Raw genomic sequence first — 15,039 nt, forward strand, 5'->3', positions numbered from 1 at the left:
TCACGGGGCGTGGCCCGCACCCGCCCCTCCCCCGCCCTTCACCGAGGAGAGCCGCCATGGTGTACGCGCAGCCCGGAACGGACGGCAGCATCGTCACCTTCGCCCGCCGCTACGACAACTTCATCGACGGCGACTGGGTCGCCCCCGTCGAGGGCCGCTACTTCGAGAACCCGAGCCCGGTGACCGGCAAGGTCTTCTGCGAGGTGGCCCGCTCCTCCGCGGCCGACGTCGACCTCGCCCTGGACGCCGCGCACCGGGCGGCCGACCGGTGGGGGCGCACGTCCACCGCGGAGCGCGCGGGCGTCCTGAACAGGATCGCGGACCGCATCGAAGAGAACCTGGAGAAGATCGCGGTCGCCGAGACCTGGGAGAACGGCAAGCCGGTCCGCGAGACCCTGGCCGCCGACATCCCGCTGGCCGTGGACCACTTCCGGTACTTCGCCGGCGTCGTGCGCGCGCAGGAGGGCAGCATCGCGGAGATCGACGCCGACACCGTCGCGTACCACTTCCACGAACCGCTGGGCGTGGTCGGCCAGATCATCCCGTGGAACTTCCCGATCCTCATGGCCACGTGGAAGCTGGCACCCGCGCTGGCGGCCGGCAACTGCGTGGTGATCAAACCGGCCGAGCAGACCCCGGTCAGCCTCCTCTACGTCATCGACCTGATCGCGGATCTGCTGCCCCCGGGCGTCCTCAACGTGGTCAACGGCTTCGGTGTCGAAGCGGGCAAGCCCCTGGCCTCCAGCCCTCGCGTGGCGAAGGTGGCGTTCACCGGGGAGACGACGACCGGCCGCCTGATCATGCAGTACGCCAGCGAGAACATCATCCCCGTCACGCTGGAACTGGGCGGCAAGAGCCCGAACATCTTCCTGCCCGACGTCATGGCCGCCGACGACGACTTCCTGGACAAGGCGGTCGAGGGTTTCGTGATGTTCGCCCTCAACCAGGGCGAGGTGTGCACCTGCCCGTCCCGAGCCCTGGTCCACTCCTCGATCTACGACGAGTTCATGGCCCGTTGCGTCGAGCGCACGCGGGCCATCGTCGGCGGTGACCCGCTGGACCCGGCCACCATGATCGGCGCACAGGCGAGCAACGACCAGTACGAGAAGATCCTCTCCTACCTCGACATCGGCAAGAAGGAGGGCGCCGAACTGGTCACGGGCGGCAACCCGCGCGCGGTGCCGGGCCTCGAGGGCGGCTACTACATCGAGCCGACGATCTTCCGCGGCACCAACGACATGCGGATCTTCCAGGAGGAGATCTTCGGCCCGGTCGTCTCGGTGACGACCTACGACTCGGTCGACGAGGCCCTGAAGATCGCCAACGACACCCTGTACGGCCTGGGTGCCGGCGTCTGGACCCGCGACGGCAACACGGCCTACCGCCTGGGCCGCGAGATCAAGGCGGGCCGGGTGTGGACCAACTGCTACCACGCCTATCCGGCCCACGCGGCGTTCGGCGGCTACAAGAAGTCAGGCATCGGCCGCGAGACCCACAAGATGATGCTGGACCACTACCAGCAGACGAAGAACCTGCTGGTGTCGTACTCGGCGAAGAAGCTGGGCTTCTTCTAGACACAGAAGAAGGGCGCCTGACCAGGGCAGGTACCCGTCAGGCGCCCTTCTCGGCACACATCTACCAGGACTTCCGGGGCATTTCCGGGCCAGGGTCCCGCCTCACTCGTTGCGCTTCGCGGACCGCCCCCGATCAGTGGCCGGCCCCGAAGAAGATCAGTAAGTGGACGCGTTGCCAAGTGTGTGTGCACTCGTCGCTAACGACTCCATGCTGCTGCCCCCCTACCGTGAAACGCATGCGCCGGTGAGCGGGACCGGAACTACGTCGGTCAGCTTCTGATGGGCAATACGACGAATGCCGCACATCTGGCGATGATCTCATATGTTGTGTATTCGGCCAGTTCCTGGTAGGGGGAAATCAGCGTGAAGGTATACCGGACCAAGGTTTTAGGGGCGTGTGCGGCCGCGGTCGCGTGCGTGGCACTCGCGAACTCACCGGCCTTCGCCGGCGCCGACGCGCAGGCGCGCAGCAATGGCAGCCACGGCTGCAGCTTCAACTCAGAGGGCCGGTTCGTGGCCGACGGCGACACGCTGTACATCAAGGACACCTGCGCTGAAGGCTGGGCTGCGGTCCTGAAGGTCGACGTGGCTCCGATGAAGCCGAACGAGTGGGACTACGACCACCTGATCACCAACCACGGTGGCAACGGGACTACGAAGACCGAGAACGGCTTCAACTTCCCCGAGGGCAGGAAGATCTGCATCTCCGCGGGTATCTCGACAGGCGGCGAGATGGGCGACTTCGGCGCCTGGAGGTGTGGGAAGACCTGAGCCTGATCCCTTCCGCCTAAGCGGTTACGGCGAAGTCGAGTACTGATTCTTTGGCTGCCCAGGCCCGTGACCAGAGAGCCTGCTCCGCCCAGCACTCGGCCAGCCCGACGCGACGGCGTGCCCCATCGGCACCGATGTACTCGACCTCGAACCCTTCGGGCCCTCCGACAAGGCCACGCGACACCACGCCGGGCAGCGAGGAGGGCGCGATCGCTGCGGCAGCCTCACGAGGCATCCACGTGTTCGAGGACGACGGAGCCCCCGGATTCCGGGCTATGGAATCCGGGGGCTCCGTGTCGCGCATCCCAGCGCCGTAACCGCCGTCCTGACCGGCACCCAGGCCCGCATCGCTCTCACGGCAGCCAACTCCCACGACTGCACCCCTCCTGACCAGTGCGGCCGGACCAGCCACGGACCAAACCCCGGTTCAGCCGTCGGGTACCTCACTTGCCGCTACACGGCTCGCCCGGAGAACCATCCGCGGAGCGACATCATGCGACTCCCTCGCTGCTCGGCGACATGGCACCCCCTGTCGGTCGGCCACGGTTTGCCGCGGCCTGAACGCGGCGGAGTTGGAATCGCTGGTGGGTGCTCCCGGTGGCTGCCCACTGGGAGATGCGGGCTCCGTCGGCGGTGGAGGCCTCCCACACGTCCAGGGCGAGGCCGCTCTGCCGGTTGACCAGACTGATCACGCCGCCGCCGTGGTCGACGATCCGCCACTGCTGGTCGGCGGCGTCCGTACCCGGCTGCTGGGTGATGTCGGCGCCGCTGCTGCTACTGGCGACTTGCAGGACCAGACCACTGTGCCCCACCCGAATCTTGTAGTGCCCGCCGTCGGAGGGCAGGAACTCGAAGTGCTGGTTGAGTCCGGAGGTGATCTGCCACTGGATCAGCCGCGCACCGGCGGCGGTGGACGCGCCGTTGATGTCGGCGGCCTTGCCGCTGTGCTCGGCCACCAGCCGATAGGCCACGCCGGCCTCCACCGGCGACCCCGACCCGAGTGCGGACGCGCGGTAGGTGGTGCCGGCCTGGCCGGAGAACTCGATGAGGTCGGCCTCGAGCCGCTTCGGCTGGACCGGCTCGCCGCTCGCATCGTCCTTCAGCGTGAAGTCGCCGGTGAAGATCCGACCCCGCACCCGGACGGCACCGGTTCGGTCGGGTGTGATGACGAACTCGGTCCGGCCACTGCTCCACTCGGCGCCGACGGTGTATCCGCCCCGGCCGCGCAGTCCGCTCACACGCCCGGTGGGCCAGGCGGCCGGCAGCGCCGGCAACACGTGCAGTTCGCCGTTGTGGCTCTGCAACAGCATCTCCGCGATCCCCGCGGTCGCACCGAAGTTGCCGTCGATCTGGAACGGTGGGTGCAGGTCGAACATGTTGGGCGCGAGCCGGTCCGTCCGCACCAGGTCCCGGATCAGTTTGTGGGCCCGGGCGCCGTCCTCCAACCGCGCCCAGAAGTTGATCTTCCACGCGAGGGACCATCCCGTCCCGTCGTCACCGCGCAGCTCCAGCGTCCGCCGCGCGGCCTCGTGCAACTGGGGTGTCCCGCGCTTGGTGATCTGGTTGCTCGGATGCAGACCGTAGAGGTGGGAGACGTGCCGGTGTGTCCGCTCGGTCTCCACCCAGTCGGCCAGCCACTCCTGGACATTGCCCCTGGAGCCGACCTTCGTCGGCGCCAGCCGCTCCCGGGCCGCCTTCGCCTGGGCGCGGAAGGCGGCGTCCACGTCGAGGATCTCACCGGCGCGGGCGACGCTGTGGAAAAGGTCGCGCAGGATCTGGTTGTCCATGGTGGGCCCCGCGCAGACGGTGGCGTCCGCATGGTGAGCGAGTTCCGGAGAGTTCGACGGGTTGGTGACCAGGTGTCCGAGCGACGGGTGGGCGACCAGGGTGTCGAGGAAGAACTGGGCGGCGCCCTTCAGGGCGGGATAGTTCGAGCGGAGGAAGTCGATGTCACCGGTGAACAGGTAGTGGTCCCAGATCAGGGTGGCCAGCCATGCGCCACCGGTCTGCCACATCCCCCACCGCGCTTCGTCGACGACCGAGGCGCCCCGCCACGCGTCGGTGTTGTGATGCGTCACCCAGCCGCCCGCGCCGTACTGCGCCTGGGCCACCCGGGCGCCGGTCACGGTCAGGTCGTCGATCATGTCGAAGACCGGGAGGAAGCATTCGGAGAGGTTCGTCGTGTCGGCGGGCCAGTAGTTCATCGGCAGGTTGGCGTTGACGGTGAACTTCGAGTCCCAGGAGGGAGCCATCTGGTCGTTCCAGATGCCCTGCAGGTTCGCCGGCTGGGTGCCCGGCCGCGAGGACGAGATGAGCAGATACCGGCCGAACTGAAACAACAGGGCGGAGAACTGCGGGTCGTTCGCTTGCGCGTGCTGGGCGATCCGTACGTCGGTCGGCTGGTCGGCCGCCGTGGTACGTCCCAGATCGACCGACACCCGGTTGAACAGCGCCTGATAGTCGGCGAGATGCCGCCTGCGTAGTTGGTCGATGCCGATGTCGCGGGCGGCGTTGAGGTGGCGCCGCGCGATCCCCTGGTAGTCGCCGTCGACCCTCCGGAAGTCGACGTAGCTGGAGCCGATCGCCACCAGCACCGTCACGCTGGTGGCGCCGGAGACCCGCAGTGTGCCGCCCGAGCTGCTGACCGTTCCGCCCGTCACGGCGGCATTGGCCAGGGCAAGGAACCGGACCCGCCCGGTGATGCCCTCCATGGTGCCGGAGACGCCGTCGAGGGCGATCGTGGCCCCGTCCGGGCTGGACACCGTGGTCCGTTGCGGACTGTCGAACGTGGCGTTGAAGGCGATGGAGTTGGCCCGGTCGGCCGTCAGCCGGACCACGATCACCTGGTCTGGTGCGCTGGCGAACACCTCACGCTGATACCGCACGCCGTTGAGCACGTAGGTCGTGACGGCCGTAGCGGTGGTGAGGTCGAGCGTCCGGTTGTACTGCGACACGCCGGTGGCGCTGCCGAAGGAGAGCAGAAGGTTTCCGACCGGCTGGTAGGCCAGTTGTCCGGCCGGACTGCCCAGCATCGTCTGATTGATCAGGTCCTGCGCCGGCCCCCACTGATCCGCGAAGACCCGCCGCCGGATCTCGGCGATGTTGGCGGCGCCGCGGGGGTTGGCGGAGTCGTACGGACCGCCGGCCCAGACGGTGTCCTCGTTGAGTTGCAGCCGTTCGGTGTCGGCGTTGCCGAACACCATCGCGCCGAGGCGTCCGTTGCCGATCGGCAGTGCCCGCAGCCAGTCCGCGCCGGCCGGCTTGTCGTACCACAGTGCGAGGTCGTTGGCGGCCAGGACCTTCGGCGGCGCGGCCGAGCCGCTCCTGGCAGTGGCCGTCCACCCACCCGGCACGATCCCTGCTCCAGCCGCCGCTCCCGCGGCGAGAAACCGTCTGCGTGTCACCTCGGACATGTCGTTCTCCCTTCGCGGACTGGAGGGTCGAGGTCTCGGCCGCCATCCCTGCCCTGGCAGTCGCGCCGTCTGGTGGGTGAACGAGTGCCAGTACCTGTGGGACCGCGGCAGCCGGCCGAGCCGGCGCGGAGCTTGCCCTCTCCACGCCGGCCCCCTCCCAGATCGCTCGCGCAGCGGGCATGTCAGCGTCATGCCACCGCCGTGGCGCCTGGAAAGCCTCGCTCCCCCGCTTCGCCCGGATCTCCGGCCGGCAGGGGGAGTCGGTCTGTCCTTTCTCTTTTTGGCTTCCGCTTTCACAGGTCACAAATGGAGAAAGCAGCGAGTAGACGACTAGAACATTGGCAGATTGTCATGGTCCATTCAAGAGGGGAGCGTCGATACATTTGAGCCTGAGTCGTCGCACAACCAATTGGAGAAGCGCGACCATTGACTGCCACCCCGCATAACCTTTTCAGGCGGTGAATTCTCTTTATGGGCGGGTACTCGGGTGCCGACTCCAGCGGCGTCAGGCGAACTGGCCGAGTAACCCGGCCACAGGTTGGTCGGGCACCGTGGCCGACCGTGCCGGCGGGACGGGGAGCAGCGCCAAGGCGACACTCAGCCGCTCAAGGGGGACCAGTTCGTCGGCGGCCCGGCCGCAGTCCGCACAGGACCGGGTGTGCCGGGTGATGCGCTTGCGCCACAGCGCGCTCGGTACGCCGTCCCAGCCCCCCAGCGCGGCGGTCAGCAGTGGGCACCGGGGGCTGGCTTCCAGCGCGGCGACGAGTGACCGGCTCAGCTCCAGTTGGTTGCGCATCCGCTGGACCCGCACACCCGCGTGAGCCACGCTCGTTCCCAGCGCCGCCGCGAGCTCCACCCTGGTCAGGCGGCCCGCGGTCTCCAGCCACCACAGCGACAGCAGCGCCCGGGCGTCCGGGTCGAGCCATCGAGAGGCCCGTACGGTCCTTCGGCGATGACCGGACAGCTCGACGTGGATCAGGGCCAGGTTCTCGGCGTCGGCGTCCGGCGGGTCGGTCATCTCGTCGAGTGGCGCCGTCCGTTCGGCGTCCGCCTGCCGCCGTTGCAGATGGGTGCTGATCTGCCGTGTCGCGATCGTGGCCAGCCAGGGCCGGAAGCACTCCGGGGCGCGCAACGTGCGCAGTTCGGGAAGTGCCCGCAGCATCGTCTCCTGCACCACGTCGTCGACGTCCGCGAGCTCACCCAGCGCCCTGCGCACGATCGCGTACACCAGCGGCAGGTACGTCGCGGCCAGGTCGTCGAGCGCGCGTGGATCGCCGGCCTGTGCGGCGACGACCAGGCTCGTCTCGTCGGCTCGGCCGGCTCGCATCACGAGCCCGTACACGTTGCCTCGGGCAAGGCCGCCCCACGTGCCGCGCACGTCGCCCTCCTCGGCTTCGCGCGCACGACCGACTCGGGCGCGGTCGGCTGGTAATGCCTGGCAGCCCGTCATCGCCCCGGCCGTCCGCCGTCAACGGGACGAACGATGCCGTCGACTTGGTCCTGCGCCGGGGAGGCGAGGAACACCGTGGCCGCGGCGAGATCGTCGGCGTGCCTCCGGCGAACGGCCGGGATTGGGCCGAGGACCGCCTGGTCGCGCTGGGGGTCCGCGCGTAACGCCCCGGTACTGTCGGTGGCGACGCAGCCCGGTGCGGTGGCGTTGACGCCGACGCCGCGCCCGCCGCGCTCCTTCGCCGGGGCCGGCGCCTCGGCGGCCCGGCTCTCGATCTCCGGGGGCCGGGGCCCGCGGTGGACAACCGCCTTCATCGATCCTCCATCCCCATGGTGTCGAACGTCCCTTCCGCGGTGGATCGGCATGGTCCGGGAGTGACCGCGAGCAGCCGCAGACCGGCCCGCTCCGGCCGTATGTGCGGTTCGTCGGGTGCGGGTGCCGTTCTCTGACGGGCCGAGGTCATCGCCGTTTCGTCGATCCGGATGCCCAGGCCCGGCGTGTCACCGAGCACGTAGGCGCCGTCCTCGACGTGCAGGTCCATCGCCACACCGATCGGTGGCTGCAGGCCCTGCAGTTCGCTCGCGAGGTGATTGGGCACCGATGTCGCGGCGTGCAGCAGCGCGACAGGGGTGTTGCCGATCGGGCTGACCGGCAGGTCGTAGGCGTGCGCCAGCGCGGCGACACGCAGGAAGTGGGTGACGCCCCAGACCGCGGCCGTCTGGACGATGTCCACGCCTCCCGCGGCGATCAGCGGGCGGAACTGTTCGAGGCCGGTGAGGTTCTCCCCACTGGCGACCGCCGCCCGTACGCCACGGCTGACAGCGGCCAGGCCGTCGGCGTCCCAGCGCCGGACCGGCTCCTCGATCCAGGTCAGGTCGAGTGCGCGTTCCAGTTCAGCGACGTGGCGTACCGCCTGCTTGCGGCTCCAGGACTCGTTCGCGTCCAGCATGAGCCCTGGCCGCCTCCCGTGCGCGGCCTCGGTCAGTACCTCGCGTACGAGCAACAGCCGATGCCGGTCACGCTCGATGTCCAGGCCGCCCTTGAGCTTCGCCGCCCTCAGCCCCCGTTCGGCATAGACCTGGTAGGTGGCGACGAGCTCGTCGTCGGTGAGGCCGATGTCCAGGCCGGAGGCGTAGGCGTCGACCAGGCGGTCGTCGCCGCCGAGCAGCCGCCACAGCGGCTCACCCACCGCCTGTGCCTTGATGTCCCACAACGCCGTGTCGAAGGCGCCGATCGTGCCGAACACCACGCCGGCGTGCCCGGCTTTGAAGGTGTGCCGGAGCATGCGGTCGTAGAGGGCGGTCACCGCGCGCGGGTCCTGGCCGTCGATGGCGGCGAAAATCACCTCGGCTTCCACGTGCGGTCCCAGGCCGACTCCGGTGATCCCCTCATCGGTCTCGACGATGACGACCGGCACGGGCACGACGCCGTCGGCGTAGACGCCGTTGGCGTCACCGACGGGTCGGCCCCATCGCTGTGCCGTCGTCAGGGTTCTGTACCCGGTGATGCGCATGCGTCAGCCCTTCGTCGCGCCGGCCGTCACGCCGTCGGCGATCTGGCGCTGCAGGAACAGGTAGGTCACCAACACGGGCAGCCCGGCGATCAGGACACCGGCTGCGAAGGTGGGGATGTCGGCGGAATACTGGCCGCGCAGTGAGGTGATGCCCACCATCAGGGTGCGATGGCCGGCCGACGGCATCATCAGCAGTGCGATGAGCACGTCGTTCCAGCAGAACAGCGCGTCGAGGATGCCCACCGACAGCAGTGCCGGAGCACCCATCGGCAGCATGATCCGCCGGTAGACGCCGTACAGGGTGTTTCCGTCGATCCGTGCCGCGTCGACGAGCTCGGTGGGCACCGCCCGGTAGTAGCTCGTCAGCAGGAAGACGGTGAACGGCAGGAACTGCGCGACGTAGGCGAGGACCAGCCCCGGATAGGTGTCGACGAGACCGCCCTCGGCCATGATCCTGGCCAGCGGCACCATGATCACCTGGAACGGGATGAACAGTGCCGTGAGGCAGACCAGGGCCAGCGCGGACGAGCCACGGAAGCGCACCTGGGCCAGCGCGAAGGCGGCCATGGACCCGATGAGCAGCAACAGCGCCACGGCGCAGGCCACCACGATCACGGAGTTGAGGAAGTACCGCCCCATGCCGACGCTGTTCCACGCGGTGCTGAGGTTGTCCCACCGGAGAGTGCTCGCCAGGGAGAACCGGTCGAGGATGTACTCCCGGCGGGTCTTCGTCGCGACGTTGGCGGTGAACAGCAGCGGGTAGACCGTCGCCATGGCGAGGAGCCCCATGGGCACGACGACCAGCCATCTGCTCGGCCCCAGGCGGGACATCAGTCCTCCCTCCCCGCCCGGCGCAGCAGACCGACCTGCAGGAGGCCCACGACGAGCATGACGAGGAAGAGGACCGTGGACGCGGCCGACGCGAGCGCCGGGCGGCTCATCTGCCCCTGTTGGACCCAGATGTAGTACTCCGGCAGGTAGGTCGACCCTTCCGGGCCACCACTGGTCATGACGTAGAGCAGCCCGAACATCGAGGTCAGCATTCCGATCATCGTGGTGACGACGACGAACTGGATGGTGCGGGACAGACCCGGGATGATGACGTGCCAGATCATCCGCGCGAGCGAGGCGCCGTCGACCCGGGCGGCGTCCAGAAGTGCGGAGTCCAGGGTCGCGAACCCGGCCAGGAACACCACCAGCGCCATCCCTGACGTCGCCCAGATGTGCGCGCCGACCACGGTGAAGATGGCTACGTCGGGATCGCCGAGCCAGTCGACCGGGCCGGCACCTGAGCCGCCGAGCACGGTGTTCAGCGGACCGTCGAAGGCCAGGAGCAGGTTGAAGATCGCGCCGACGATCACCGGTGAGAGCACAGCCGGGAAGAAGTAGACGCTCCGGAAGAACGAATGCCCTGGCACCCGCAGGTGGATGAAAGTGGCGAGCAGTCCCGGGATCGCGACCGCGACCGGCAGCAGCACCACGAGCCATCCGACGTTGCGCAGCGCGGTGCGGAACAGCGGGTCGCCGATGAGCTCCGCGTAGTTGCCGAGCCCCACCGTGGCGCCGTTGCGGTCGCCATCACCGGTGAAGGAGAAGCTGACACCCAGTCCCAGTGGCCAGAGCCGGAGTAACACGATGATCAGGACAGCGGGAGCGACCAGGACGTAGGGGGCGAGGCGTTCGGCGCGCCGGCCGACCGGTGACATGGCCTCAGCCCGCTTGGTCGGACGCCGCCAGCTGCTTGACCGCCGCGTCCACCGTGACCGATCCGCTCAGCAGTTGCTGAGACAGCCGCCCCATCAGCTCCACGGTCCTGGACGGCAGGGCCACGTGCAGAGCGGGCTTGCCACGGTCGATCTCGGACACGATGGTGGCGACGGCCGGGCCGCCGCTCGAGACGTCCACGGTGCGGTCGGCCGCGATGGCGCCCGCGTCGGCGAAGAACGACTTCAGTGCGCCGGTGGAGGTCAGGGAGCGCACCAGGTCGGCGGCGACCTCGGGGTCCTTGGTCCACTTCGCGACGGCGTAGCCGATGCCGCCGTCGTAGGGAAGGCTCGGCATGGCGCCGGCCATGACGACCGGCGACTTCATGACGCCGACGTCGTCGGCGTCGAGGAATTCGGCGAAGTCCTTCCAGTGCCCGGTGTCCGACATGAGCCCGATGACGTGGGCGGCCTTGTTGGACTGGAACACCGCGAACGCGTCGTTGAACATCGCCGTCGAGTTCGCCCCGTCGTTGTTCAGGCCTTTGTCGTTGACCTCTTTCCAGAGCGAGAAGACGCGCTTGACCGCCGGCGAGGACCAGTCTCGTCTGCCGGCGATCCAGTCGTCGTACTCCGTGGGCGACAGGACGCCCGAGCCGAGCCCGGACAGGAAGAACTGGATGCCGATGCCTTCCTTGTTGCCCTGCGCGAAGCATCTGGCACCGGTCGTCTTGGTGAGGGTCCGGCAGTCGGCGACGAACTCGTCCCAACGGGTGGCCGGCTGCTCCGGGTCCAGCCCCGCCTTCCGGTACAGCGACTTGTTGTAGTAGATCGGGTGACCTTGCAAGGTCACCGGGGCGGCGTAGGTCCTGCCGTCCTTGGTGAAGGCATCCCACCCGGCCAGCCGCTTCCTGTCGTCACGGACGTACTCGTCCAGCGGCAGAAGGGAGTCCGCGCGGTCACGGATCTGCCCGCCTCCGTTGAACAGCATGACGTCCGGCCCCTTGCCGGCTTGGATGGCGGCCCCGAGCAGGGTGTAGTACTGATCGAACGGCTGCGCGACGAACTCGACCGTCACTCCGGGATGCCGCTGGGCGAAGTCGGCCTTGGCCTTCTTGATGTCGGAGGACGCTGTGGCGTCGCCGGACTTCCAGTCCCAGACGACGAGCTTGCCCTTCGAACCACCGGCCGCCGCATCCGGGTCGGAGGCGCTGCCGCAGCCGGCTAAGACGACGAGACCGGCAACCAGGGTCACCGACCACAGTGTTCGCTGCTTCATTGCTGCCCCACTCTCCTGAGGTGGCCGGCTGTCCGGCGGTTGAGGTTGAGGAGGAACGCAACTCGTATGACGTATGTAACTCGTATGACGTATGACGTCAACCGGATGCCGTATAGTGGCCCAACATCCGTGTGGTAAAGCGCGGGTCCCGGGGGGTGTCATGACGGCAGTACCGCAGTCATCCGCAGAGGCCTCCGAGGCCCCCGCCTGGAGCCGGCGCCCGGCGAATCTCGCCGCCGCGGTCACGGCTGAGCTGGTGCAGCGGATCGTCCGTGGAGTCCATCCGTCCGGTTCGCCGCTTCCCCCCGAGCCCGTGCTCTGCGCGACCTTCTCGGTCAGCCGCACCGTGGTCCGCGAGGCGGTGAAGATCCTTCAGGAGAAGGGGCTGGTACAGGTCCGCCAGGGCGCCGGCACGATGGTCACCCCGCCGGCGATGTGGAACATGCTCGACGAGCTGGTGCTCGGCGCGACCATCGCCGAGGACGAGAGCCTGGCCGTCCTCGATCACCTCGTCGCGACCCGCCGCGTGCTGGAGGCCGACATGGCCAACGTCGCCGCCCGCCTGGCGAACGCCGAAGTGATCGACCGGCTGCGCGGTCTGGTGGAGCGGATGGACGAGCTCGTCGACGACCCCGCCGCGTACCACGAAGAGGACCGGGCGTTCCACGACACCGTCATGCAGGCGTCGGGGAACCGCATCGGCCGTGCCGTGGTCCGTTCGCTGGAGCGTCAGGTCATCGACTCCGCCCGTTACGTGGGCCGAACCGGCCGTGCCTTCTGCGTGGCGTCCAACCACGGCCATCGGCGCATCTACGAGCGGATCGCCGCGCAGGACCCCAAGGGTGCGGCCGAGGCGATGTTCACCCACATCACCGAGGCGTGGGTGGTGCGCCGCAGCGGACCGGGCGAGCCGACCCGGCTACGGCGTTAGGGCCTGTCGTTTGGCCCTAGTGGCGAGCCCCGCTCACGACCGGCACGTCCTGCCGCGAGCGAGGCCGACGCGTTCCGCTATCGCTGTGCCCACTGCTGGTTGGTGCCGCCGTTGCAGGACCAGAGGATGATCCTGGTGCCGCCCGCGGTGCCGCCGGCGTTGGCGTCGAGGCACAGTCCGGACTGGACGCCGGTGATGGTGCCGTTGGGGTTGACGTTCCACTGCTGGTTGTTCTGGCCGTTGCAGTCCCAGATGACGACGGCGGTGCCGTTGGTGGTGCCGCGTCCGCTGGCGTCGAGGCACTTGTCGCCGTGGACGGTCAGTTGTCTGCCGGTGGTGTAGGTCCAGGTCTGGCCGGCCGCGCCGGTGCAGTCCTGGAGTTGGGTCTGTGTGCCGTTGGTGGTGCCGGGGACGGTCAGGCAGCGGCCGGACTGCACGCCCACGATCTGCGTCGTCGGCGGTGGGGTGGTGTCCTGCGGTCCGGCGGACGCCATCACGTCCTGGGCGCCGGAAGGCCAGTTGCCGTTGCTGACCGTCACATTGCCGGAGACCACGTTGCCGCGGTCGCCGTTGGTCACGTTCGTGCTGCCGTTGGTCGACCAGTTGTCGGTGACGGTCCAGTTCCCCATGTTCTCGCCACCCCAGTAGTTGGCCGTCGCCCATGTACCGGTGTTCGAGAAGACATTGTTGGTGGCCTTGTAGTACTTCGAGCCCTCGTCGAAGTACATCCCGAAGTACCCGTTGGTCCGCAGGCAGTAGTTCCGGCTGATCAGCGCGCTCGGGTTCCATCCGAGCGTGTAGATGCAGCCACCGTCGTTCATCTGCTGCATGACGTCGTGGATGTAGTTGCCGATGAGCCGGTTGTCGGACGCGGTGGTCGGCGTCGTGTAGCGCGGCTGGTAGTTGTACAGGCCGCGGTTGGCATAGTGGTCGCTGCCGCCCGCGTCGTTGGCGCCCCAGCCGTACCCGATCGACATGCCGGAGTACGGCATGTTGTAGACCTCGTTCTGGGCGACGGTGCTGCCCGTGACGTACGTGGTCAGGACGGAGACGATGCCCCGGTAGTCCGCCCCGAGGTCGTGGATGCGGTTGTTGCTGATCGTGATGTCCCTGTTGACCATGCGCTGGTCGCCGGGGTGGTGGGCGTCGGCGCGCACACCGCCCACGAGGATGCCGCCGGCTGAGCTCCGGGCGATCTCCGACCGGGTCACCGTGATGTTGGCGGCGCCCAGGCCGACGCCACTGGCGTGCGCGTTCGCGTCGTTGCCGATGCCGATGGCCGTCTGGCCCAGGTTGACGAACCGGGAGTCGCTGAAGGTGATGGCGTTGGCGGCGGAGACCTGCACGGCGGCCGGCATCTGCGACCAGTGCGGCCGGGCGGCCTCGAACTGCGTGCAGCCGTTGTGGCAGGAGTCGAAGCCCGGCCGGCTCCAGTTGCCGGCGAGGTAGGCGCCGGTCTGCTGGTCCACGTAACCCTGGTTGCTGCTGGGGCCCAGCCAGCTCGTACCGGTGAAGGTGATCCCGCTGAACGTGATGTGGTGCGCCGGCTCGCTGTACGTGCCGCCGACGTTCACCAGCGACTGCAGCGTCGGCAGTTCCACGGCGGCGGTGCTCATGTTCTGCCCGGCCCGGGGGATGTAGTACAAGGTTCCGGCCCTGGGGCTGAGGTACCACTCGCCGGGCGAGTCCAGGAACTCGTAGGCGTTGGACAGGTAGAACGGACCGGCCCGGTGTGGCCGCATGAGGGTGTCGTAGCCGAAGTTGTTGTTGCTCCACGCCGGCTGCTGCATCGTGATGAAGTTCGCGCTGATGCTCTGCACCGGCGAGTACCGGTCGGTGAAGGAGTTGACGCCCTCCACCTCGATCCGGCTCTGGTCGGCCAGGTTGTTCAGATAGCTCAGCGCACCGCTCGAGAACCTCAATCCGGCGTCGGAGGGCGTGAAATCGGCCCGGTTCACCTGGGTGCGTGCCCGGGTGGCGACGGCGCCGTCGACATAGAGCTGCCGGGCGTCGAGACCGGCGGGCACGTCGGCCTTCCAGATGTTCTTGGCCGCGTCGGCCACCGACCAGCCGGTGACCGCCCGGGCACCGGTGATCACCGGACGCGCCGACGGGGCGGCCTGCCACACGACCGTGTGGCCGCCTGAGCCGGAGTCCTCCGCCGTCAGCCGGAAGGGTTGCGACAGTCTGTACACACCGTCGGCCAACTGCACCACGATGTCCTCCGACATGTCGTCGTTGAGGGATCGAACCGTCGCCTGCGCGGCTGTCAGTGAGCACGGCCGCGCGCTGGAACAGTCGGTGCCGGTGCCGGACGGCGAGACGTACACGGTGCGGGGAGCCGCGGATGCGGGCGCGGGGAACGCCATCACGGCGGTCGCGGTCAAACCGGCTGTGGCGGCTCC

General features: G+C 68.6%; 11 protein-coding genes. 3 read left to right on the plus strand and 8 right to left on the minus strand.

What is annotated here, in order from left to right:
- Positions 1 to 56: 56 nt before the first annotated feature.
- Positions 57 to 1,574: an aldehyde dehydrogenase gene (gene adh, locus SSQG_RS04045; protein WP_003988430.1), complete on the plus strand. Its 1,518-nt coding sequence runs from the start codon at positions 57 to 59 to the stop codon at positions 1,572 to 1,574.
- A gap of 363 nt (positions 1,575 to 1,937) precedes the next feature.
- On the plus strand, positions 1,938 to 2,345 hold the full coding sequence (locus SSQG_RS04050; protein WP_003988431.1) for a hypothetical protein: 408 nt from the start codon (positions 1,938 to 1,940) through the stop codon (positions 2,343 to 2,345).
- Positions 2,346 to 2,836: 491 nt separating this feature from the next.
- Here the strand turns inward: SSQG_RS04050 and SSQG_RS04055 are convergent, their stop codons facing one another.
- From SSQG_RS04055 to SSQG_RS04085, 7 genes are all read right to left on the minus strand, one after another.
- Positions 2,837 to 5,758 (minus strand): glycosyl hydrolase family 95 catalytic domain-containing protein, encoded by a 2,922-nt coding sequence (locus SSQG_RS04055; RefSeq protein WP_039931905.1) that lies wholly within the window; start codon positions 5,756 to 5,758, stop codon positions 2,837 to 2,839.
- A 505-nt stretch (positions 5,759 to 6,263) separates the two neighbouring features.
- Positions 6,264 to 7,136, minus strand: coding sequence for an RNA polymerase sigma factor (locus tag SSQG_RS04060; protein ID WP_052310226.1), 873 nt, complete (start codon positions 7,134 to 7,136; stop codon positions 6,264 to 6,266).
- 68 nt (positions 7,137 to 7,204) lie between these two features.
- A complete protein-coding gene (locus tag SSQG_RS04065) occupies positions 7,205 to 7,522 on the minus strand; it encodes an SDR family oxidoreductase (protein WP_003988435.1) in 318 nt (105 codons plus the stop codon).
- The gene (locus SSQG_RS04070) at positions 7,519 to 8,721 is read right to left on the minus strand and encodes a mandelate racemase/muconate lactonizing enzyme family protein (protein WP_003988436.1); all 1,203 of its coding nucleotides are present in this window, start codon (positions 8,719 to 8,721) and stop codon (positions 7,519 to 7,521) included. The genes SSQG_RS04065 and SSQG_RS04070 overlap by 4 nt, the downstream gene beginning before the upstream one ends.
- Positions 8,722 to 8,724: 3 nt before the next feature.
- A complete protein-coding gene (locus SSQG_RS04075) occupies positions 8,725 to 9,552 on the minus strand; it encodes a carbohydrate ABC transporter permease (protein WP_039931906.1) in 828 nt (275 codons plus the stop codon).
- On the minus strand, positions 9,552 to 10,427 hold the full coding sequence (locus tag SSQG_RS04080) for a carbohydrate ABC transporter permease (protein WP_003988438.1): 876 nt from the start codon (positions 10,425 to 10,427) through the stop codon (positions 9,552 to 9,554). Before SSQG_RS04080 ends, SSQG_RS04075 begins: the two co-directional genes overlap by 1 nt.
- Before the next feature lie 4 nt (positions 10,428 to 10,431).
- On the minus strand, positions 10,432 to 11,703 hold the full coding sequence (locus tag SSQG_RS04085; protein ID WP_039931907.1) for an ABC transporter substrate-binding protein: 1,272 nt from the start codon (positions 11,701 to 11,703) through the stop codon (positions 10,432 to 10,434).
- 160 nt (positions 11,704 to 11,863) lie between these two features.
- Between SSQG_RS04085 and SSQG_RS04090 the strand changes: the two genes are divergently transcribed.
- The gene (locus tag SSQG_RS04090; protein ID WP_003988440.1) at positions 11,864 to 12,634 is read left to right on the plus strand and encodes a FadR/GntR family transcriptional regulator; all 771 of its coding nucleotides are present in this window, start codon (positions 11,864 to 11,866) and stop codon (positions 12,632 to 12,634) included.
- A gap of 77 nt (positions 12,635 to 12,711) precedes the next feature.
- Here the strand turns inward: SSQG_RS04090 and SSQG_RS04095 are convergent, their stop codons facing one another.
- A complete protein-coding gene (locus SSQG_RS04095; RefSeq protein ID WP_003988441.1) occupies positions 12,712 to 15,003 on the minus strand; it encodes an RICIN domain-containing protein in 2,292 nt (763 codons plus the stop codon).
- Positions 15,004 to 15,039 lie beyond the last annotated feature (36 nt).

This window comes from Streptomyces viridochromogenes DSM 40736 (assembly GCF_000158955.1).
In the GTDB taxonomy this organism is placed as follows: domain Bacteria; phylum Actinomycetota; class Actinomycetes; order Streptomycetales; family Streptomycetaceae; genus Streptomyces; species Streptomyces venetus.